Genomic DNA, 23837 nt, shown 5'->3' on the forward strand with positions numbered 1-23837 from the left:
AATCCCCGTTCGGACCGCCAATTTTATCTTTTTAAAAGGCTCTGTAGCTCAGTCGGTAGAGCAGTGGCCTGAAGAGCCTCGTGTCGGCAGTTCGATTCTGCCCGGAGCCGCCATAATAATAATTTTATTGTTGGTTAGAAGAGAGTATAATAATAAATTTGAATTCAAAAATATTTTTTTTTAAAATTAAAAATAATAATAAATTTTTATTTTTTAAATTTGTATTATTGGTACTTTTAATATTATTGGTTGTTAATATTAATTTATTGTTTGTTAATGCTATGGATAAAGAATTAGATTCTTTAGAAACTATCGAATTAACAACGTTTTTGAATAAATCCGAAATTAAAAATTTTCCAAATTTAAAACCTTTTGCATCTGATAAGAATATAGATGAAACCGAAATATCCACATTAACTAAAAATGATAAATCGGAAGCTGAAATTTCTCTATTATCTCATGATAAGTGTTTACCTAATCAGTATTTTTTACTTAGTTGTAAACATGATTTAGGTTCTTTTTTTTCTAAACGAATGAGATTGTTTTATGCTTTAAAAAATGTTAAAACTGTACCATGTGCTTCTTTTTTTGAGTGGTTTAATTTTAAACAAATTTTATTTGGTGCTTTTGATGCCAATATATCTAAGATAAATTGTTTATTTAAGTGTTTAAATTTATCGGGTATTAAAGAAGAATTTATAGATGATAAATATGAAAAAGTTTCTTTAGTAGCTGTAGATTTTTATCGTTTATTAAAAAAAAATCCTAATTTAGGTTTTTTTTATTTTCCTTCTGAAGATTTAGATAAAATAATTTCTGCTAATATTTCTTTTTGTAATTGTCAAGTAAAAGGTTATTCAGTGTTAGAGCTGATTCATGAAATCATTAATCTAAGGGATGAAAAATTTGATGCAGATGATTTTCAAAAACATTTATTAAATTACATAAGACATTTATTAGAAATTTCTAAATCTAAGGATTCTGAAGAATCGATTAAAATATCTGTTAATAATTTATTAGAACAAATTAATAACTTAAAAGATATTGATGAATTAGATCGTAATTTATTGTTTAATTTATTATTAAGTTTTAGTAGTATATTTATTCCAAACAATTTTGAAGTTAATTATTCAATTAATACCAAAAAAGTGAAACCTTTATACGAAATGAATCTTAATATTGAATGCAATCCTGAACATAAAACTTTAGGTTTTTTGTTAAAATTAGAACATGATCAAAAATTGAATGAATTTTATTTAACTTTTAATGAAATTTTTCAAAATGAAAATAATATTGAACAATTTAAATTTATTGATAAATTATTAATTTTACGTACAAATTATGATACGAAAAATTGTTATAATTCTTTTTTTCACCATCTAGATATCAGTGTTTTATATAAAAAAACTTTTGAAATACAAAAAAAAGCTTTTTTTAATGCTCGTTTGACTTAAATTAAGTTAATTAATATATTTATAATGGATGTTTTTATATTGTTTTTGTATTTTAAAATATAAAAAAATACACAAAAATAATCATCAAACTATGTCCTTAATTAAACTTAAAAAATGGTAGGTAATTTAATGAATAATAATTTAAAAGCAATTAGTTCTGAGAGATTATCAGGTCATAATTTTTTAGTTTTTATAGAAATTATTCGTGGTAGTAAAAAAAAATATGAATTAGACGAAGAAACTGGTTGTTTGATCTTAGATCGTTATTTGAACACTGCTTTTTGTTATCCGGCTAACTATGGTTTTATTCCTTTAACTTTGTGTGATGATAATGATCCTTTAGATGTATTTGTTTTAACTCAAGAAATTTTAGATCCCATGGTCTTAGTTGAATGTCGTCCTATAGGGGTTATTCGTATGTTAGATAATGGTCAACAGGATGATAAAATTATCGCTATTCCAGTAAAAGATTTGATGTTGCGACAATATATTAATTTATCAGATATACCTAAATCTTGGTTATTAGAAATAGAACATTTTTTATTGCATTATAAAGATTTAGAAAATAAGGTGATTCAAATTCAACAAATACAAGATTTTCAAGAAGCGGTATCTGTTGTTGAGAAAGCTTTGTCAAAATATAAATTAATTTCAGTCTAATTTTAAATAGATGCAATTATTTTTAGGTCCGTTATGAAGCAAAAAGTTATTTTTAATAAAAAAGCTAATTATGATTATTTTTTGGATAAAAAGTATTCAGCTGGTATTCAACTTTTAGGTAATGAGGTTAAGTCTATTCGTTTAGGTCAAGTTCATTTAGATAATTCTTATGTTTGTATTGATAATAATGAATTATTTGTAATTAATATGAAAATTACTAAATATTCCTGTAGTAACGATTTTGATCATATTGATAACAGAAAAAAGAAACTTTTACTTAAAAAAAAAGAAATTTTACAAATAAAAAATAAAATAAAAAATCATAATTTAGCTATTATTCCTATTAAAATATTTAATCAACGTAATTTGTTTAAATTAGAAATCGCTTTAGCACGCGGTAAAAAGAAATATGATAAACGTCAAGATTTAAAAAATAAAGATGAATTGATGTATACTAAAAAAATTTTAAAAGAATTTTTTTAATATTTGATTTCATGAAATTTAAAAATTAATTATAAAAAAAAATAAAAAAAATTCAAAAAATTATTTTGAATTTTTTTATTTTATTTTTAGCAGGTTAATTAATAATTAAATTATATTATTTTAATTGTACAAATTCTTTATTTGATTGAATTTGTGTTTTTTTATTAATTTTAAGTGTCAATAATCCGTTTTCTAATTTACCTTCAATATCTTTAACACTAGTTAAATGTATAAAATTGTAATTAAAGGTACGTTCTATTTTGCCGTAAAATCTTTCTTGATATAATAATTCACAATCAGAACAATTTTCGGTTGAACAGCAAAAATCTTTAGACGGATTATTTTCTTTAACAGAATCATGTTTATTTATGGATTGTTTATTATTTGTTTGCTCGCAACGATTGTCCGCTTCAATAGTTAAACGTCCTTCGTTAACAGAAATTTTAACTTGTTCTTTGGTAAAACCTGGTAAATCCATGATAAGTAAATAATAATTTTGGCAATCCCATAAATCAGCTTTAGGTAATCTTTTATCTAAATCTAAAATTGTTGGAATAGATAATAAATCCTTAATTAATGACATACTATCTTTTATAATCTCCTTATCTATTAAAATAAATATTATTTCTTGACGTTAATATTAATCAATTAAATTTAAGTAATTAAATTTATTATTTTAATAAATTTTCCAATTTCATTCTAACAAATTTTTTTATTTAATTCAATAATATTTAATGATGTTATAATAGGATATGTATACGTTTAAATATGTTTTTGTTAAATTTAAATTTATATTTTCTTTGGCATATTATTTTCGTTAAGAAATATTCTTTTATAACAGAAATATTCATGATATAAATATGTTAATCATCATTAATAAATGTTAAATAGGATAGTTTTCAATAAAATTTAATAATTTTACATACATATTGCAACACAAAATTGCTGCTATTAATATATAATGTAGCATGAGCGTTTTTTCAAATTTGAAAAAAATTTAGTAATTTTAAGTAATTATAAAAATATTTAATTTAAAAAGGAATTTATGTAAATGGCAAATATTAAACAACAAAAAAAACGTATCATTACTAACAATAAACGTAGATTACGTAATAGTGATTTTAAATCATCAACTAAAACTTATTTTAAGAAATTAAAAAATGCTAAAGATTTTAAAGAAGCTTCTTTATATTATAGTGTGGTTTGTAAAAAATTAGATAAAGGTTTGTCGAAAGGTATTTATGTAGGCAATTACGTTAATAGAAAGAAAAGAAATGCTGCTATTACTTTGAATAATATTAATGTACGTTAACCTATATTTTTATTTTCGGAAGATATTAAATTATTATTAAAAAATTTGTTTATTAAAAAAGTAATTATTATAAAGAGGTTTTTATAGGTTGTGTTAGATATCAAATTTATACTTAAAAATATAGAACTAGTTAAGAATAAACTGAAAAATCGATTTGTTAATGAAGATTTATTGGATGAATTAATTTTTTTATACCAATCTAAAAATAAAATTTTGCAAAAAATTGAGCGTATAAAATATTTTAAAAATCAGTTTTCTCGCCAAAAAATCGACAAATTATCAATCCAGTCTAATTCAAAAAGTATTATAAATGATGATATCAATCATGATGAAAATTTAAAACAATTACAAATTAATTTAAAAAAAATTGAAGAACAAATGACAAATATTTTATATTTTTTACCTAATATTCATCACGAAAGTGTTCCTATTGGTTATAATGAATCTGATAATATAGAAGTATATCGTTCTGTTGTCGAACCTCGTAAATATGATTTTGTTATAAAAGATCATCTTCAGTTAGGAGTTGATTTAGATATTTTAGATTTTCAGAAAGCTTCTAAAATTGTCGGAAGTAAGTTTGTTGTTTTGAAAGGATTAGGGGCCCGATTAGAAAGGTCATTGATTAATTTTATGATAGATACTCATGTATCTAACAAATATTCAGAAGTGATACCGCCTTTTATAGTGAACCAACAATCTATGTTTGCTACTGGTCAATTACCTAAGTTTTCTCAAGATGTTTTTAAGTTAAATTTAGATAAATATAATTGGTATTTAAATCCAACGGCTGAAGTACCTACTATTAATTTACATCGTCAAGAAATTTTGGATATTAAAAGTTTACCTATTAAATATGTTAGTTATACGACTTGTTTTCGAGAAGAAGCTGGATCTTCTGGTAAAAATACTAAAGGAATTTGGAGACAGAAGCAATTTAATAAGGTAGAATTGATTCAATTTGTAGAACCAAAAACATCTTATATCGTTTTAGAACAAATGTTAAAGGATGCTGCTGTTATTTTAGATAAATTAAAATTACCTTATCGGATTATGTTGTTATCAACCGGTGATTTAGGCTTTAGTATGAGTAAAACTTATGATATTGAAGTTTGGTTACCGAGTCAACAAAAATATTGTGAAATAGCTTCTATTAGTAATGCAGAAGATTTTCAAGCTCGCAGAGCTAATATTAAATTTAAAGCTCATTTACAAGATCAAGGAAAATTAGTTCATACTTTAAATGGATCAGCTTTAGCTGTAGGTAGAACTATGGCAGCTATTTTAGAAAATTATCAAAATAAAGATGGTAGTGTTAGTGTACCTAAAATTTTACAGGAATATTTGGGAACAGATATAATTAAAATGAATTATTATTAAAAAACATTCTTGAGATATAATATAAAAATGTTATAAAAAAAGGAATAATGAATTATGATAGATTTTTTCAAGAAACATTTTCAACATTTTACTATATGGCATATTGTAGGTTTTATAACGTTTTTCGGAATAATGTTGTCTATGAATAACATATTTGACCAAGTTATCAAAAAACCTAATCCTGTTATGGAATTGTTAAATATTTTAGAAAATCCAAAAAATAATATTAAGATTAAAAAAATTAAACCAAAAATAGTTCGTAGCATACCGACTTTATATGATTTAGTAGTTACAACGGCAGAAAATACTGATAGTATTTTTTTTGAACAAGAACACAGGATTATATATCATTCGGTATCTGAAAAAATTTATAACCAAATTATTGATATTATTCTAGCAAAATCTAAAAATGATTCATCTTATCAAACAATTCTAGATAATCCTTATACAGAGGCTCCTTATTTAGGTTTTGGCCCTTTAGTAGATGCTATTGGCTTTATTATACCATTGATTAGTTGTTATGTATTATATTCTTTGTTTAAATCTACGACTTCTAAATTTTTTGAACAAATGGGAGAAAAATATACTGGACAAAAAGAACAAATAGATTTTAAAAGTGATATTACTTTTAAAAATATAGCTGGTTTTTCTGAAGAAAAAATTGAAATGCAAGAAATTATTGATTTTCTAAAATATCCACAAAAATATAAAGATATAGGTGCTCGTATTCCTAAAGGAGTTTTGTTATCAGGACCTCCTGGTACTGGAAAAACTTTATTAGCTAAAGCTGTAGCAGGAGAGGCAGGGGTAGCTTTTTTTGCAACTTCTGGATCCGAATTTGTAGAAAAATATGTAGGAGTAGGAGCTTCTCGTATACGTAATTTATTTCAAAAAGCCGCTCAATATTCTCCTTGTATTATTTTTATCGATGAAGTAGAAGGTTTAGCTCATAAAAGAGGTGCTATAAGTCATAATTCAGAACACGATAATACTTTAAATCAATTATTAGTGGAATTAGATGGTTTTGGTTCTAATACAGAAATTATCGTTATAGCTGCTACCAATCAACCGGAAATGTTGGATTCGGCAATTTTAAGACCAGGTAGATTTGATCGTCGTTTTACTATTAATTTACCTAGTGCGAGAGATCGTAAAGCCATTTTAGAATTACATGCTAAAAACAAACATTTTAGTCCAAATGTTAATTTAAGTGAAATCGCCGAACAAACTATTGGATTTAGCGGAGCTCAATTAGAAGGGGTTTTAAATGAATCCGCTTTATTAGCAGCACGTCGTCGTAGTTTATATATAGAACCTCAGGACGTTAATGAAGCAATTGATCGCATATTGATTGGTTCTACAGTTAAAAAAGATTTTTTATCTAAAAAAGAAAAAAAATTAGTTGCATATCATGAAGCAGGGCATGGCGTTTTAGCTGTTGTTTTAGATGACATCGAAAAAGTTCGCAAAATTACTATTATTCCTAGAGGTTCAGTAGGCGGATATAATCTTATATCCCCTGATAGTGAAAATTCTAACTTAAAATCAAGAAAAAAATTGATTATTGATATTGCTATTTCTTTAGGTGGTAGAGCTGCAGAAGAGATTTTTTTAGATGATATTTCTAACGGAGCATATGCAGATTTCAATCATGCTAGTGATATTGCGAGAAAAATGGTAATTGAATATGGTATGAGTAATGTAGGTTTAGTTCAATTTAATCAAGTGGAAAGAAATTTTTCGGATTCTAAAGCTTCAGAGATAGATTTAGAAGTTAAAAATATTATTGCAGAATGTTATCAATTAGCTAAAAAATCACTTTTAGATAATAAAATTTTTGTTCATAATTTAGTTGATTATTTATTAAAAGTAGAAACTTTAGTAACTAAAGATGTCAAAGAGATATATTTAACAGGTAAATTAAGTTGGTTTGATCAAGAGAAAAACTCAAATTTAGATTTTCCGGATGATAAAGATGTTAAGCTTATAGAAGAACAAAATGATACACCAAATGTTTCTGATATTATTAAAAACAATGAACCATCTGATAATATTTCTGATCCAAAAAAATCTGAAAAAAAAGATTTATCAGAAAAAAATAATAATTCATAATGATTTATCTTAATATATTAAGATATTCGTTATGCGCATAAATAAAGAAATTAAAGAAATTTTATTTTTTGGATTTAGGTTTTATGATACAAAAGTTTATTGTTACGAAAAATTTTAATGGTTATCGTTTAGATTATTTTGTTACTATTCAAATTGGTTTTACTAAAAGTCAAGTTCAGAAGTTAATCGCTAATCAAAAGGTTTTAGTAAATAATAATTTAGCCAAAAAAAGTGCTATTTTAAAACATCAAGATGTGGTAATGTTAAATTTAACGGAATTAATTAAAAAAAATAATTGTTTATATCCTGTTAATTTAAATTTAGAAATCGTTTATGAAGATGATTATTTAGCTGTAATTAATAAACCTGCTAATTTGATAGTACATCCTTCTTCTAGTTTTCAAGGCATTACTTTAGTTAATGGTTTATTATATCAACTTAAAGATTTTAATAAAATGCCTTGGAATGAACGTATGGGTATTATTCATCGTTTAGATAAGGACACTACAGGTTTAATTTTAGTCGGTAAAACAATAGAAGTAGTTGATAAAATGCAAAAAATGTTACAAAGTAGAGATGTTAAACGAATATATTACGCCTTAATTGAAGGTTTTTTAAACAAGTCGGGTACTATTAATTTACCTATCAAAAGAGATTATCGTAACCCTTTGAAAATGTCTGTAACATCTCAAGGTAAAATAGCTATAACACATTTTACTACTTTAAAAAAATTTAATAATTATTCTCTTGTGGAACTCCAATTAGAAACAGGACGTACTCATCAAATTCGTGTACATTTAAGTTATTTAAAACATCCTATTATAGGAGATCCTTTGTATAATAAAAAAAAATATCTAGTTTCTTCTCAACTTTTGCATGCTAAAAAATTATATTTTATGCATCCTTGGATAGGGAAAGAATTACAATTTGATATCCCTTTGCCTAATTATTTTTCTGAATTTATAAAGTTTTTAGAATAATTTTCTTTAAGATTTAATTATATTTAAAATATCCTAATAGTCGATATTTTAAGTATAATTTTATTTTTTTCAAAATATGTTTTAATTCAATTTTAAATTTACAATTATTTTTTCGAAATATTAGGAGAATTTTTTTTATGTATTTGCAAAAATTGCAAACGCAAATTACTAATCTTTTAAATGTAAAATTTAATATTAAATCTATAGTTAAATATTATGATAAAGATTTATTATGGGATTTTTATTTACCTTTATTTGTCTATCGCGATCAATGGAATAATAATTTATCAAAGGTATTTCAGGATTTTAAAAAAATTTTATTAACTTTACCAGAAATATCTGAAGTTAATTTAGATAAAGGTTTTTTAAATATTAAATTGCAAAGAGGTTTAATTAGTCAGAAAATTTTAAGTTCCATTTATGTATTATCTTTCGATTACGCCCAAAAGGCTAGTAATAATCAGGTTGTTGTTTTGGATTATTCTTCTCCTAATATTGCGAAAAATTTTTCTATTGGTCATTTGCGTTCAACTATTATCGGTAATGCTTTAAAAAATATTTATCAAAAGTTAGGTTTTAATACTATTAGTATTAATCATTTAGGAGATTGGGGAACTCAATTTGGTCAAATGATTTTAGCTTATCAAAAATGGGGTAAAGAAAATTTAATTTTGAGTAATCCTATTGATGAATTACAAAAACTTTATATTTTGTTTCATCAACGAGCAAAACAAGATACTAATCTTCATTTAGAAGCTAAAAATATTTTTAAAAAATTAGAAGAAAAAGATGAAAATATATTTAAATTATGGCGTTTTTTTAGACGTATTTCTTTAAAAGAGTTTAAAAAAATTTATAAATTATTAGGTATTTCTTTTGACTTTTATATAGGAGAATCTTTTTATCATCAAAAAGCTTTACAATTAGTTCAAAAGTTATATAAACAAAAATTAATTATTATTGATAAAAAAGCTTATATTTTTCCTTTAAAAGATATTCCTTCGGCTTTACTACAAAAAGATAATGGTAGTACTCTTTATTTAACCAGGGATATAGCTTGTTTATTATATCGCGCTAAAAAATTTAATTTTCAGAAAATTCTATATGTAGTAGGCAATGAACAAAAATTGCATTATCAACAATTAATTGAAATTATTCAACAAATGGGATATCATTTCGATATTAGACACATTAATTTTGGTTTGATTTGTTTAAATAAAATTAAAATTTCGACTCGAAAACATCAAGATTATAAATTAATAGATATTATTCATCATGCCCAAAATAAGATTGAACAAATTATTAAAGAAAGAAATAAAAATTTATCTAAAATAAATATAAATAAAATAGCAGAAAAAATCGCTATTGGTGCAATTTTTTTTAATGATTTGAAAAATGATCGTCATTTAAATATTGATTTTAATTTAGAAAATATGATTCAATTTGAAGGCAATACAGGACCTTATTTGCAATATACCTTAGTACGTTTGAAGTCAATTATGACTAAGATACAGTTTAATATTAATTTAGATGAATTAAATTGGTCATTTTTAACTAATTATTTTCAAAAGGATTATTCTTTTATTATTGTTAAACTGTTAGATGATTTTCCTGTTATCCTGGAAAAGGTTATTAAAGATAATATGCCTAGTTTATTAGCTCGTTATTTATTTAAATTATCAAAATATACTAATTATTTTTATGAACAAGAAAAAATTTTAACTTCTGAATTGGAATTAAAAAAAGGGCTTATTTTATTAATTAAAAGTATTTGTATAGTTTTAGAAGAAGGATTAAAATTATTGGGAATTCCTATTGTAGTGCAGATGTGAAGTTATTATGATAATATAAGTTATGATCTAAAAAATAAGAATTAAATTTATGTAAATAAATGGTTGTTATAGTTGGTTTATATTTTGTATAGCATATTGGTATTTGGGCTAAAAAATTATTGTACATAAATTTATGTAAGTATATTAATTTTAAGTTATAAATATCTTTTTAGTTTAAAAAAATTTAATAAAAAAATTATATTATTTTATTAAATTTGTTATTTTTTTGGAAATTTTGTAAATTAATAAGGGAAATTATAGAAATAATATGATTTGGATTTTAATTGCTATTTTATTAGGAAGTTTAAGTATATTTTTATTAGTATATTTTCGGTTTGTGCAAAATAAAAAAATTATTACTTTGATAATCAGTATTTTTATTTTAATAATGTTATGGACTTTTATAAAACATTATCACAAAAACAATAATGATTTAAATGAACAAAATAAACATGTTTTAACTTTAGGTTTAACATCTCCAGTACAAGATGGTTTTGGTATATTTGGACAAGGCGCTAATACAGTTATTAATAGTCATATTCGGGATTTATTGCATGAATATTTGATAAAAGCATATCCTTCAAAAGAAAATGATTATTATACAAAAAATTATAAACCTCGCCTTCTGGTTTCTATGCCTTTAAAACAAACACAAGGTGAATTTAACGGATATTATAAATGTAATTTAATACCAGGCATTAAATTCCATAATGAACACCTATTAACTAATCAAGATATTGTCAATAATTTTCTTTATAATAAAGAAAAAGGTGGTGAACATTCCGGTTTTATTCAAGATATTAAAGTAGATAATAATGATATAAATTGTTTTTTTATTCTTTTTACTGATGATCAAGATCCGTTAAATTATCATCATTTAAGCAAAGTTCCTATTATTATGTTCGAAGGAGAAAATTCTAAAGTTCCTAATCGTCGAATTGGATTAGGTCCATTTAAATTAAAAGAATTTGATAATAATAATATTAAATTAGAACGTTTTAATAATTATTATAAAAAAAATGATTATATTGAAAGCAATATTCAACAAATAAAAGCTTGTTATATTCCTGATACTCAAACTATGAATATGCATCTTAAAAAAGGCGATATCGATATATCTTTTGTTCCTCTTGATAAAACTGCATCAAAAGATTTATCTCGTCATTCTGATTTGCAAATTATCAAACCAGAATCTCTTGTTATGACCTATTTATTTTTAAATTGTCAAAAATTATCTTTAGGAGAACGCCGAAGTATTGCGGAGGCATTAAATCCAGAAAAAAAACAACAATTTTTAAATGAATTAGGTGAAGATACGGAGCGTTATCAGGTTGTTAATAGCGTGTCAGATCCTCGTATGATAGGTTATTTAGAAAAACCTAATTTCGATAATTCTTGTAAAAGTCAAAAACCTGGTTATGGTAAAGAAATAATGTTTTTTAGTATTAACGCAACATCTCCTATATCTTATCGTTATGCTAGTCGTGTTACTGATTTTTTACAAAGAGAGGGTTTCAAAATTAAACATGAGGTTAGAGAATTAAATGAATTAGCTAATAAAGGTGAAAAAGGTGAATTTGATATTTTAATGATTTCGGAAAATTTCGAAGATATTACTCCTTATTATGTTTTAAATTATTTTTTCGGTCCTAAAGAAAAGGGAGGTTCTATGAGTTGGCATCAGTTATCAGATAATGGAGAAATTTTTCAATATTTAAATAATTTAAAATCAAATACTAGTGAACCTGGTTACGATCAAAAAGTTCGTGATTTTCATCAATTTTTATTTAACAAATGCGCTATTATCCCTTTTTATTGTCAAAAATATTCTGAAATAGCTATACGTAAAAATGTAGTTAATTTTAATATTAATATACTTGGAAATCCTGATATTACTAAATTACGTAAAATTTAAATTCACTAAATTTTTTAAATATAAATTTTTAATTTTTAATAAAATTATGTGGTAGGTTAAAGGGGAAAATTTAATTAAATGTTTTTGAACAAATATTTTGTCAAAAAATTACTTTATATCGGATTAATTTTTTTAATTGTTACTATATTAATTTTTGGTTCTATGAAATTTTTTTCCGATCCTGTTGTATCTTTATTAGGTTATAAAAGTACTTATCAACAAAGAGAACAATTAAGAATTCAATTAGGGTTAGATAAATCTTTTTTAGAACAATTTTTTAGATATTTTTATAATATCATTTTTAAATGGGATTTTGGTAAGTCATATGTATATCCTGAAATTTCAGCTTTAAGTTTATTTATAAGATCTTTTAAAATAACTTTTACAATTACTTGTTGTAGTTGTTTAATAGCTTCATTAATAGGAATTTTTTTAGGTTATTTATCGGCTAGAAATTACAAAAGTAAAATAGATTATATTTTGATTTTTACATCTATTTTATTTATTTCTATGCCTAGTTTTATCATTGGTTTTTTGTTACAGTATTTTTTGGCCTTTTATTTTAATTTATTGCCTATTTCAGGATTAGATCAAATTAAATCATGGATTTTGCCTATTGCTTCTTTAAGTTTGATAGCGGTTTTTTCAATTTTTCGTATTGCTCGTTCTACTTTAATATCAGTTTCGAATCAACCTTTTGTGATAGCTGCTAGGGCCAAAGGGTTATCTCAAGAAAGAATTTGGTTTAAACATATATTAAAAAATTCTTTAGTGCCTATTTTTACTCATGTTAGTTTAATTTTTAATTTTATGTTAAGTGGCGCTATTATTTTAGAAAGTATTTTTAATTTAAAGGGTTTAGGTTTATTAATGTTTGATTCTTTTAATCAAAGAGATCTTCCTGTTTTACAATGTTGTGTCATTATGTTATCTTTAGTTATTAGTTTAATTGGAATTTTAGTAGAATTATTATGTTATTTCATCGATCCAACTTTTACTAAAAAGTAATTTTTACCTTAAAAAAAAGGAGGTATTTTTTATTATTATTCGAAACAAAATATTTTATTTTTTGAATTTTTTATTTAAAAAAAATAAGATTTTATTAGTTGGTTTAGTATTATTATTTTTTTTATTAGGAATAACTTTTATTCTTCCTATGATTATTCCTCAAAAGGCTTCTATGTGGAATTATACATATAAATCTTTTTTGGAACCCGGATCAAGTCATTGGATAGGTACAGACTCTTTGGGTCATGATGTTTTTGCTTATTTGATTAGAGGAACTGTGACATCTTTATATATAGCAGTTATTTCTGTTTCTATTAGCTTTATTATAGGTGTAGTTTTAGGAATTTTAGGCGGTTATTTTTCGGGATTTTGGGATATTATAACTAATTTTATTTGTGATTATTTAATTGTTTTTCCAGATTTTATTTTAGCATTTTTAATTATGTTTTTTTTAAAAACTGGGATTTATCAATTAATTATGGTTTTATCTATATGTTATTTACCGACATTTATTAAAAATATTAAAAACGCTACTATTAAAATAACTCGTCAAGATTTTGTTAAAAATGCTTTAGCTTTAGGAGCTAATCATAGTTATATTATTCGAAAACATATTTTTCCTCATTTATTACCAACTTTATTGATTAGAATAGCTTTAAGTTTAAGTAGTGTTATTTTAGTGGCGTCTTCTTTTGGTTTTATTGGGATTGGTTTAGATAATTCTATTCCTGAATGGGGACTTTTATTAAGTTTGAATAAAACTTATATCTATATATATCCGAGATTATTCTTTTTTCCGATGATGTTTATCATTTTTACTAATTTAGCTTTTAATTTTATAGCAGAAGGTATTAATGAATTTATTGAATAATTGATTTTTTTTTTAATAAAATAATCTTTTTTCAAGGAAAGAGGTATGTATAATGGATATAAATAAATCCGAAATCTTATTTAAAATTGAAAATTTGAATAAATATTTTATGGTTAATAACAAAATATTCCGAGCTAATGATAATATTAATTTATCTATTTTCAAACAAGAAACTTTAAGTATTATTGGTGAATCAGGTTCGGGAAAATCTACTTTAGGTCAATTAATTTTACAATTGCAACGAAATAATCAAGGGAATGTTTGGTATTTTCCTGATGATGATTTAAATATTAATTTAAGTCTTTTAAAGCCTAATCAAATGAAAATTTGGCGTCCTGATTTACAAATTATTTTTCAAAATTCTTTTTCCGCTTTAAATCCTAAATTTAAAGTTCGTGATATTATTGGTGAAGGATTAATTATTCATAAAAGGGTTTTTGGTTATAAAGATCCTAGATATTATCAACAAATTATAGATATTATGAATAAATGTGGTTTGTCGTCTGAATTGATGGAACGTTATCCGGCTGAATTGAGCGGAGGCCAAAGGCAAAGAGTTAATATAGCTAAAACATTAATTTTAAAACCAAAATTTGTGGTTTGTGATGAAATTGTCTCCGCATTAGATGTAACTGTTCAAAAACAAATTTTAGATCTTTTAAATGATTTTAAAAAAAAATACAAAGTTACTTATTTATTTATCTCTCATGATTTAGGAGTAGCTCAATATATTAGTGACAGAATCGGAGTAATGTATAAAGGTCAATTGGTAGAATTAGCTCCAACAAAAGAAATTTTTCAAAAACCTATGCATTTCTATACAAAAGAGTTATTAAATGCGATTCCTCGTATTCCTTATTACGAAACTAAATGTTAAAAATATCTTTATAATCAGTTTATTTGATAAATAGTTTTATTTATAAACGCGCGGATTAACATGATGGTCTAAAGGTACATTCGTTTCATTATAAAAATATAATTCAGTGAATTAAAAAAAATATCTTATTGATTTATATTATATTTTAATAATTTCGAGGAGGGATTATTTGTACTAGATGGATCTGAAATATAAATTCGATTATTGCAATATAAATAATTCTATGCCTATATTAAAAGGGATGAAAAAATATGAGTTTGTTACAAGTAAAAAATTTACATACTTATTTTCAATTTGAAAATTCTTTGATTAAAGCTGTGAGAGGAGTTAATTTTGAAGTTAAAGAACAAGAAACTTTAGCTATTATAGGCGAGTCTGGTTCTGGAAAAAGTCAGATTGCTTTATCAATTTTAAAACTTTTACAAACTAATCAAAAAATTGTTCAAGGAAAAATTATTTTTAATCAAGAATTGATTTCTGATTTCGATGAACAGCAAATGCGTAAAATTCGTGGTCAAGAGATTAGCATTATTTTTCAAGATCCTGTGTCAAGTTTAAATCCTTTATTAAAAATTAAAACACAAATTTTTGAAATTTTAAAATTACGCAAGGGTTTATACGGAAAACCAGCTCTTATTCAAGCTATAAAATTATTAGAACAGGTAGAAATTTCAGATCCTTATAAAATTTTGGAATCTTATCCATATCAATTATCTGGAGGATTATGTCAGAGAGTATCTATAGCTATTTCTTTAATTTGTCGACCAAAACTGTTGATTGCAGATGAACCTACTACTGCTATAGATGTTATAGCTCAAAAAGAAATTTTGCATTTAATCAAAGATATGCAAAAAAAATATAATATGTCTATGATTTTTATTACACATGATTTAAGTATTGTTGCTTCTTTGGTTGAAAATATTATTGTTTTATATAAAGGTATGATTGTTGAAAAAGCTCCTTGTAAAAAAATTTTTAGTAACCCTATGCATCCTTATACTAAAAAATTGTTAAATGATTTTTTGTTAACTAGTATTTATCGTTCTAGTATTCAATCTAATGAAAATTTTTATAATGCTGAAAATGAAATTTTTGATTTTCGTAATTTTAAAAATTATGCAGAACCAGATTTAGATTTATATCAAGTATCTGATGAACATTTTATTAGTTGTACTTTAAAAAAATAATTTTTTATTATAATTAAGATTTTTATTCTAGAAATTTTAATTTATTATTTAGCAAAGGGATAAAGATAATTTTATAATGTTAGTTTGTAATAAAATTGATAAATTTTTTAAATTGAAAAAAGATTGTATTTCCGCTTTAAAAGGGGTTAATATATCTTTATCATCCGAAGGTTTAGTTTTTATTATAGGAAAATCTGGCAGTGGTAAAACTACTTTGATGAATATATTAGGTGGTTTGGAGAAAATTTCTGATGGAGATGTTATTTTTAAAAATAAATCTTTTCGAAATTTTAATGAAAGCGATTTCAATAATTATAGAAATCAATCAGTTGGATTTATTTTTCAACATTTTAATTTAATCAATGATTTGACGGTATTTCAAAATATATCAATTGTTTTATAATTACAAGGTAAAAAAGTTGATGATAAAGTAATCAATAATATTCTAAATGAGGTAGATTTAGCTGTTTTTGGTTCACGTAATGTTAATGCATTATCAGGAGGGCAAAAACAAAGAGTCGCTATCGCGAGAGCTATGATTAAGGAACCTGATTTTTTAATAGCTGATGAACCAACAGGAGCTTTAGATAGTGTAACGGGAGAACAAATATTAAGGTTGTTTTCGAAAATCGCTAAACAAAAATTAATTATTTTGGTTTCGCATGATTTAGAAATTGCTCATAAATATGCAGATCGTATCATTGAATTAAAAGATGGTCAGATTATTAAAGATCAAATAAGGAAATCTAAAAATATTTTTGTAGATATTTCGGATTCTGATGTAAAAAATAAAGAATTAACAAATAGTAATCTTATTGATTCAAAAACAATAAGTTCTAGGTTTTTTTCAAAATTATCTTTTTGTATGGCTTTTAATAATATGAAAACCAAAGCTATTTCATTATTTTTTAATATTTTGTTAACAACTTCTTTTTTGGCTTTATTAGGTTTTGTATCGGTAATTTATTTTTTTAAATCTTCGTATGCTATTAAATCAGTTTTGCAAAACCATTCTGCCAAAAATTTTATTTTTTCTAAAGGTTTAGTTTATAATCGATATTTTGAAACATTTCGAAATATGTCAACGATGACTTTTGATGAATTTAATTTATTTAAGCAAAAAAATCCGAAAGTTTATTTGCAACCTATGATAAGTTATGGATTGACTAATGTTAAACAGGAATATGATTCTGATGTTTTTTTTGTTGGCAATGTTATTGATTTTATAGAAACATCAGAAAATGAAAAATTTTGGAGCGCAGTAGGTTATCACAAGCCATTAAATTTTGATAAAAATAAAATTTACATTTCTCGAAATTTTTATGAATTTTTACAATATTATAAGCGGTCAGGAAAGTTAAACAATATTTCTATTAATTCGAAAATATTACCACAACTATTGGATTTGGATAAATCTGTTGTAATCGAAATGACAGATGATCAGTATATACCTCGTATCAAACATTATAATAATTTTAATCAAGATTACAATAAATTAAAATTAAAGAAAAAAACAAGTTTTTTTAATTCTATTAAACGCGCGTTTTTAAAACAGTATTATTGGGTCGAAAATTGTTTTGGTAATCAAAATATAGTTTTATTACCTGCAAAAGTAATGAATGAAATTATAACTCCGGATATTATACAAAAAGGTTATAACGAAGATGAAACTTTTAATTTTTGTAAAATAATAGGTTGTACTAAAGGTCTATCTAAGATGGAAATAGATGATTTGGTTGATAATTATTATCGTTTGTGTATTAATGATTTATCTGAAACAGAAAATCCAAATTTAACATTATCTAAAACTCCATTTGTAAGTTTATTTAATCTTCTTGAAACAGATATAAAAAAATCAATTTTACCATGGATTTTTTGAGCGTTTATTGTATTATCTACTTTTGCTGCGATTATGATAATTATTTTACTAATAATTCTATTAAGCTTAGATACAAAGATATAGGTGTTTTAAGAGCTATTGGAGCTGGTAAAATTTATATTTTATCTATTTTTTAATAGAAATGGCAATATTCTTTTTAATTAATTTAGGTTTAGCTTTAACTTTGATTAAATTATTTTTATTTAAAGCAAACAGTTGGTTTATTTCATATTTCTCTATCCCTTTTTTAATACCAAGTGGAAAAAACTTATATATGTGTTTTTGTTTTAGGATTAATTTTTTATATATTAGTTACTTTTATACAAATTATAAAAATTACTATTAAGAAACCTATTGATATTATTGATTCTAGATAAATATTGTTTTATAAATTAGTTTTATTTATTTTATAAATATTAGAAAAAATAATTGAATTATAAAAATAAATATTAATGAAAAAACAAATTTATGTTGACATTTTGTCAAAGATCATACATTATTATTATTGGTGATTTTTAATTAAATTAATGTACTAAAAACCAATGTGTCAATTTTCAAAAATTAATTTAATAATTAAAATTGTTTTTTAATATAATAATTTTTTCAATAATTAAATCTTGAGTTTAAATTTATTCTATTTGGTAAATAAACTTTATAGATAAATTCTATAAATAATTCAAATATAAACAGGAGCCATTAATTGATGAATAATCAAGAGTTAGCGTTAAAATTGCACGCGCAAAAAAAAGGTAAGTTAGCTACAGTATCTAAAGTAGAAGTTAATAATTTAAAAGAATTGGCTCTCGTTTATACTCCGGGAGTAGCAGAGCCATGTTTAAAAATTAAAGATAATCCTGAAGATGTATATAAATATACTTCTAAAGGTAATAATGTTGCAGTTATTAGTAACGGAACAGCAGTATTAGGTTTAGGAAATATTGGTGCTTTGGCTTCTATTCCGGTAATGGAAGGTAAAGCTGTTTTATTAAAGAAATTTGCTAATATTGATTCTTATCCTATTTGTGTAGATTCTGAAGATCCTGAAGAAGTAATTAATATCATTAGTAAAATTTCTTCTGTATTTGGCGCTATTAATTTAGAAGATATTAAAGCTCCTGAGTGTTTTGAGATTGAAGAAAAGTTAAAACAAAAATTATCGATTCCTGTTTTCCATGATGATCAACATGGTACGGCTATTGCTGTTGCTGCTGGATTGATTAATGCTTTAAAAGTTGTGCATAAAAAGATGTCTGAAATTGAAATAGTTATTTTAGGAGCAGGAGCAGCAGGCACAGCTATTGCGAAATTATTATTATTATTAAAACCTAAAAATATTGTTTTAGTAGATAAACACGGAGCAATTAATTCTAAAGATTTAGCATTATTAAATGTAAGTCAACAAAAATTAGCTAAAATAACTAATTTTTATAATGAAACCGGTAATTTAAATGAAATTATCAAAAATAAAGATGTTTTTATTGGGGTTTCTAAATCTAATTTATTAACGTCTGATATGGTTGCTAGTATGAATAAAGATGCTATTGTATTTGCTTTGGCTAATCCAGTACCAGAAATTATGCCATTAGAAGCTAAGAAAGGTAATGCTCGTATTATAGCGACAGGTCGTTCAGATTTCCCTAATCAAATTAATAATTTATTAGTTTTTCCGGGAATTTTTCGCGGAGCTTTAGATAGTAAAGTTGCTCAAATTACAGAAGAAATGAAATTAGCTGCTGTTTATGCTTTAGCAGCTGTTATTCCTGAATCTCAATTAAATGAGGAAAATATTTTACCCTCTATTTTTAATCCTGAATGTACAAAAGCTATTGTTAAAGCTATAGAAAAAGTAAGTAATATATCTTAAAATAATAAATTTTATAAAATTAAATTTTATATTATTTTATATTTGAAAGAAAGGGAATTATTTTTATGCAAGGATTATTAATTTTACAAAATGGCTTCGAAGATTGCGAAGCTTTAGTAACAAGAGCTTTATTAAAAAATAATGGTTTTGAAGTTACTACTTTGACATTTAATAATTCATTAGATGTGGTTTCGGCATCAGATTTAATGGTTAAAGCTGATATATCTAAAAATGTTATTTATGATAAATATGATTTTTTAATTATACCAGGCGGACCGTATGTTAAAGATGTTATAGAAAATGAACATGATTCTTTAAAAAACATATTAAATATAATTAAAATATTTTCAGATTCTAATAAAATTATTGCAGCTATATGCGCAGCTCCTGCATTTTTGGGAAAATTAAATTTATTAAAAAATAATTCTTTTACTTGTTTTCCTGGATATGAGATTTATATTAAAGAAGGAAAATATTGTCCTGACAAAATGACAGTTGTAAGTGGTAATTTTGTGACTTCACAATCACCTTGGACAGTTTTAGATTTTGTTAATGTTTTATTGAAAACGTTAAATAAATAATAAAAATTAATTTTTAATCTCAAAAATATATTGATTATTTTAAAATAACTTAAATAAAAAAACAAAATAGGAAGTAGTCTTTTATATATGAATATAAATAGTTCTATTAATGATTCAACTTTTAATCCACATAAAAAACCTAAATTAAAAATTTTAGGTTTTTCGATTGAGTTTGCTTTGCTTTTATTGAGTATTTCTATAATGCATATTTGGATTTCTTATGACGCTACCAAAGGACAATTTAATTCATCTTGGCATAATTTAATTTCAGTTTTATTATTTACTATGATTTTAGCTGAAATATTAAAAGTAATAGGTAAAAAAATCCCCATTTTAAAAGATATGGGCGGAGGAGCAATTTTTTGTTTATTATTACCAGCTTTTTTATTTAATTATAATTTTTTCCCTCGTAATTTTGAAACATCATTAATGCAATTTCAAAGTGCATTTCGCGAAAGGATATCTTTTTTTAATAAAAATAGTAATATAGGTTTTTCTGAATTTTTTGTTGCTTCATTGGTTTGCGGTAGTCTTTTGAGTATTGATAAATTTATTTTAAAAAAAAATGGTCCTAAATTTTTATTTTTAGTTATTTTATCTTTAATTTGTTCTGGGTTAGTAACAGGACTTTTAGGCATTTTTTTAAAACCTATTGGTGGTATAGATAGTGTCCCTGGTAGTCATCGTAATAGTTTTTTAGATGCTATATTTTTTATTTTTGTTCCTATTTCGTGTGGGGGTTTAACATGTGGGATTATTCCTCTGATAAAAGTGTTTTCGCAAGGAATAGTTCGTTTTGAAGATGCTTTTAAAAACCACATTATCACTTCTTTGTTAATCGGTGGTATTTTAAGTGTTATGTTCGGTGGTTTAATTAAAAAAATTTTTGGTAATTCGGAATATAGTAGTCCTGAAGGTGAATTGGATAAGAATATAAATAAATTAAGTAATAATAAATTTAATCATCTCGAAAATGAAAAAAAAGATAATAACTCGAATTTAAGTTTTTTAAATATGAAAATGGGTTTGTTGATGATTTTCTCTTTATACGCTTTAAGTAGCATTTTTAGAACTTTATTATTAAAATTATGGCCGTCCACCAATTTAGAAAAATATATACCTCCTACTATTATTTTTTTAGTTATTTTGGTTTTATTGATTAAGTTTTTTGATTTGATTTCGGATAATTATATTCAATATATCAATCAAGCTTCTAAATTTATTACTCAATCATTTTCATCTTGTATTTTAGTAGTTGTTGGTATTAACATTAATATTTTAATGATTATTAATCGGATTTCTAATTTATCTTTTTTGTTCACTTGTATTGCTTGTGTTTTAACTACTGCTTTAACATCTGCTATAATTGGTAATAAAATGGGTTATTATCCGGTTCAAGCTTCAATTGCTGCTGGACTTTGTGCTAATAGTATTGGTGGTGCAGGCAATTTGGCTATTCTGGAAGCTTCTGATTCTTTAGAATTATCTCCTTATGCGCAAATTTCTACTCGTCTTGGTGGAGATTTAACAGTAATTGTAGCTAGTATATTTTTTCCATTATTTTACTTTATAAATTGATAAATGTTATCTATCAATAGATGATCTTTTTTAGAAAAAATTGTGGAATATTTAATTAAATTAGCTCTGATTGCTATAGAAACTGAACTTTTATGTTACCCTTCGTTAGGTTTAGTTTCTATAAATAGTTGCGGATCTCATCAAGATATGAATTTTAATCTTTTTATGAAGTCTAAAGAAACTTTTGGCATTTATTTTTATCATATTTATAATTTAGTTTTATCATATAAATCATTAAATTTTAATAAATTAAGAGTATTAGGTTTAGAACAAGAAAAACGCATGTTTGAAGTTACCAAGAACATAAATACTCATAAAGGTTTAATTTTTTCTTTCGGAATTATTTATTATGTAGTTTCGTATGGTTTATTTCATAACATTCCTTTTTCTAATTGGCATTTTCAAACATGCAAATTAACTAAAGAATTACGTAAAGATTTTTTATATTTTAGTAATAAAACTCCTGGTGAAAAGATCTTTACAAAATTTGGAATTGCGGGAGCACGCGGAGAAGCTTTAACGGGTTATTATAAAATTTTTTTTCAAGGTTTGCCGTTTATTTTACGTATTTATAAAAAAAATCCCTACTTAAAAGCTCAAGAATTTTATTTATGTTTGTTAATTTTTTATATGAGTATTATTGAGGATACAAGGGCGCCAAAGAGGCCTAAATTTCGTGCTATCTAACCAATAGCTAGGGCAGATAAACCCTGAAAGGATATGGTCGGTTTAGTAAACGAAAGAATATTGGATTATAGCAGACCATAAAAGCGGGTTGCGACGAAAGCAAATTAGTCAAGACGACCCCGCCACCGAATAATTCTATGGAGAAGCCTGAGATGGTCTAAGAAGGAAAATGAATGTAATCTCAAAACCTGTTCGGAAGTTGCTTGAACGGACAGTCCAGAGTCTACTAATATAAGTTGTAGGGCGCCAAAGAGGCCTAAATTTCGTGCTATCTAACCAATAAGCCAGGGCAGTTAAACCCTGAAAGGATATGGTCGGTCGGGCAGACGAAAGAATGTCGGATTAGAGCAGACCATAAAAGCGGGTTGCGACGAAAGCAAATTAGTCAAGATGACTCCGCTACCGAATATAATATCTATGGAGAAGCCTGAAATGGCCTAAGAAGGAAATTGATGTAATTATATAACCTGTTCCGGAAGTTGCTTAAACGGACAGTCCAGGGTCTACCAACATACATACAACGTGTTGAGTAGTTTAACAAATAAAGAAACCTGGAATCAGCCTCCCTAAAGAGGATACTTCCCCTAAAGAATTAAGGTAGAAATTTAGAGCAACTTGGAGAATCCTAAAACTAAGTAATTAAGTTTACTAATCTGGAAATAAAAGACCGGATGGTCAAGGATAAAGAATCTTCTTAGTAGTCGTAAGAGTAAAACCTAAATTTGGAATAATTTAGTTAATCGTCTTACCAAGAGGAGAGTTAATCACTCTCATAGGGCGAAAGAAGAAAGTAATTTATTATTTATTCAATGGTATCGGGAAAGGGGTTGATAAATTATGTCAACAACGGCTTCACCAGAAACTAAACTTTCGCGAACATTGAATAAGATTCAATATTGTTCATTAAACAGTTATCCCCTAAAAAGGGAATTACAGCAGGGAATGAATAACTTTTATAACACATTAATGGCATTCAACAAAATTGCCTCCAACAAAGGGGCGGGTACACCAGGTATCGATAATGAAACCATTGATGGAATCAATCTAGATAGACTAGAAAGATACCATCAGGAATATGTCAATAATGGTTATCACCCAAAACCAGTTAAAAGAATATTCATTCCCAAAGATAATAAAAAAACCAGACCCTTGGGTTTACCGACTATCAAGGATAGAT

20 protein-coding genes, 1 tRNA gene and 2 pseudogenes are annotated in these 23837 nt (G+C 24.7%); 22 read left to right on the forward strand and 1 reads right to left on the reverse strand.

What is annotated here, in order from left to right; all coding sequences use genetic code 11:
• Positions 1–37: 37 nt before the first annotated feature.
• The 4 genes from KHD59_RS01555 to smpB all read left to right on the forward strand — a co-directional run bounded on the left by KHD59_RS01555 (position 38) and on the right by smpB (position 2597).
• Positions 38–113 (forward strand) — tRNA-Phe (locus KHD59_RS01555).
• 45 nt (positions 114–158) lie between these two features.
• A complete protein-coding gene (locus KHD59_RS01560; RefSeq protein WP_213680426.1) occupies positions 159–1454 on the forward strand; it encodes a hypothetical protein in 1296 nt (431 codons plus the stop codon).
• 129 nt (positions 1455–1583) lie between these two features.
• Complete coding sequence (locus KHD59_RS01565; protein ID WP_004994912.1) at positions 1584–2114, forward strand: inorganic diphosphatase; 531 nt, start codon at positions 1584–1586, stop codon at positions 2112–2114.
• 33 nt (positions 2115–2147) lie between these two features.
• Complete coding sequence (smpB, locus tag KHD59_RS01570) at positions 2148–2597, forward strand: SsrA-binding protein SmpB (protein ID WP_193622230.1); 450 nt, start codon at positions 2148–2150, stop codon at positions 2595–2597.
• Between the two features lie 115 nt (positions 2598–2712).
• On the opposite strand, the gene KHD59_RS01575 is transcribed toward smpB, so the two are convergent.
• Positions 2713–3180 (reverse strand): Hsp20/alpha crystallin family protein, encoded by a 468-nt coding sequence (locus KHD59_RS01575; protein ID WP_213680425.1) that lies wholly within the window; start codon positions 3178–3180, stop codon positions 2713–2715.
• A 468-nt stretch (positions 3181–3648) separates the two neighbouring features.
• Here KHD59_RS01575 and rpsT point away from each other — a divergent pair, with 468 nt between their 5' ends.
• The 18 genes and pseudogenes from rpsT to KHD59_RS01665 all read left to right on the forward strand — a co-directional run.
• The gene (gene rpsT / locus KHD59_RS01580; RefSeq protein ID WP_004994904.1) at positions 3649–3909 is read left to right on the forward strand and encodes a 30S ribosomal protein S20; all 261 of its coding nucleotides are present in this window, start codon (positions 3649–3651) and stop codon (positions 3907–3909) included.
• Positions 3910–3999: 90 nt separating this feature from the next.
• A complete protein-coding gene (gene serS / locus KHD59_RS01585) occupies positions 4000–5289 on the forward strand; it encodes a serine--tRNA ligase (RefSeq protein ID WP_213680424.1) in 1290 nt (429 codons plus the stop codon).
• A gap of 54 nt (positions 5290–5343) precedes the next feature.
• Positions 5344–7401, forward strand: a complete 2058-nt coding sequence (locus tag KHD59_RS01590) for an ATP-dependent metallopeptidase FtsH/Yme1/Tma family protein (RefSeq protein ID WP_213680423.1) — start codon at positions 5344–5346, stop codon at positions 7399–7401.
• An 83-nt stretch (positions 7402–7484) separates the two neighbouring features.
• Positions 7485–8381, forward strand: coding sequence for an RluA family pseudouridine synthase (locus KHD59_RS01595; RefSeq protein WP_213680428.1), 897 nt, complete (start codon positions 7485–7487; stop codon positions 8379–8381).
• A 137-nt stretch (positions 8382–8518) separates the two neighbouring features.
• A complete protein-coding gene (gene argS, locus KHD59_RS01600) occupies positions 8519–10213 on the forward strand; it encodes an arginine--tRNA ligase (protein ID WP_004994894.1) in 1695 nt (564 codons plus the stop codon).
• Positions 10214–10481: 268 nt separating this feature from the next.
• On the forward strand, positions 10482–12128 hold the full coding sequence (locus KHD59_RS01605) for an ABC transporter substrate-binding protein (RefSeq protein WP_213680422.1): 1647 nt from the start codon (positions 10482–10484) through the stop codon (positions 12126–12128).
• 78 nt (positions 12129–12206) lie between these two features.
• Positions 12207–13136, forward strand: a complete 930-nt coding sequence (locus KHD59_RS01610; protein ID WP_004994891.1) for an ABC transporter permease — start codon at positions 12207–12209, stop codon at positions 13134–13136.
• Positions 13137–13197: 61 nt separating this feature from the next.
• Positions 13198–14007 carry an ABC transporter permease gene (locus tag KHD59_RS01615; protein WP_213680421.1) on the forward strand — a complete coding sequence of 270 codons (810 nt, stop codon included), beginning with the start codon at positions 13198–13200 and terminating at the stop codon, positions 14005–14007.
• A 52-nt stretch (positions 14008–14059) separates the two neighbouring features.
• Positions 14060–14884 carry an ATP-binding cassette domain-containing protein gene (locus KHD59_RS01620; RefSeq protein ID WP_004994885.1) on the forward strand — a complete coding sequence of 275 codons (825 nt, stop codon included), beginning with the start codon at positions 14060–14062 and terminating at the stop codon, positions 14882–14884.
• 251 nt (positions 14885–15135) lie between these two features.
• Positions 15136–16071: an ABC transporter ATP-binding protein gene (locus KHD59_RS01625; protein ID WP_213680420.1), complete on the forward strand. Its 936-nt coding sequence runs from the start codon at positions 15136–15138 to the stop codon at positions 16069–16071.
• A 76-nt stretch (positions 16072–16147) separates the two neighbouring features.
• Positions 16148–16588 (forward strand): annotated as a pseudogene (locus KHD59_RS02540) (ATP-binding cassette domain-containing protein); the annotation flags it as partial.
• A gap of 18 nt (positions 16589–16606) precedes the next feature.
• A complete protein-coding gene (locus KHD59_RS01635; RefSeq protein ID WP_238120291.1) occupies positions 16607–17950 on the forward strand; it encodes a hypothetical protein in 1344 nt (447 codons plus the stop codon).
• On the forward strand, positions 17938–18087 hold the full coding sequence (locus KHD59_RS01640; protein WP_213680418.1) for a hypothetical protein: 150 nt from the start codon (positions 17938–17940) through the stop codon (positions 18085–18087). Before KHD59_RS01635 ends, KHD59_RS01640 begins: the two co-directional genes overlap by 13 nt.
• A 566-nt stretch (positions 18088–18653) precedes the next feature.
• Positions 18654–19814, forward strand: a complete 1161-nt coding sequence (locus tag KHD59_RS01645) for an NAD(P)-dependent malic enzyme (RefSeq protein WP_213680417.1) — start codon at positions 18654–18656, stop codon at positions 19812–19814.
• A gap of 65 nt (positions 19815–19879) precedes the next feature.
• The gene (locus tag KHD59_RS01650; protein WP_213680416.1) at positions 19880–20395 is read left to right on the forward strand and encodes a DJ-1/PfpI family protein; all 516 of its coding nucleotides are present in this window, start codon (positions 19880–19882) and stop codon (positions 20393–20395) included.
• An 87-nt stretch (positions 20396–20482) separates the two neighbouring features.
• Positions 20483–21973, forward strand: coding sequence for a 2-hydroxycarboxylate transporter family protein (locus tag KHD59_RS01655; RefSeq protein ID WP_004994873.1), 1491 nt, complete (start codon positions 20483–20485; stop codon positions 21971–21973).
• Between the two features lie 42 nt (positions 21974–22015).
• Entirely contained in the window at positions 22016–22660 is a 645-nt protein-coding gene (locus KHD59_RS01660) for a triphosphoribosyl-dephospho-CoA synthase (RefSeq protein WP_213680415.1), read from the forward strand.
• 837 nt (positions 22661–23497) lie between these two features.
• Positions 23498–23837: pseudogene (locus tag KHD59_RS01665) on the forward strand (group II intron reverse transcriptase/maturase); the annotation flags it as partial.

The sequence above is a fragment of the Sesame phyllody phytoplasma genome, assembly GCF_018390775.2.
GTDB lineage: Bacteria > Bacillota_I > Bacilli_A > Acholeplasmatales > Acholeplasmataceae > Phytoplasma > Phytoplasma australasiaticum.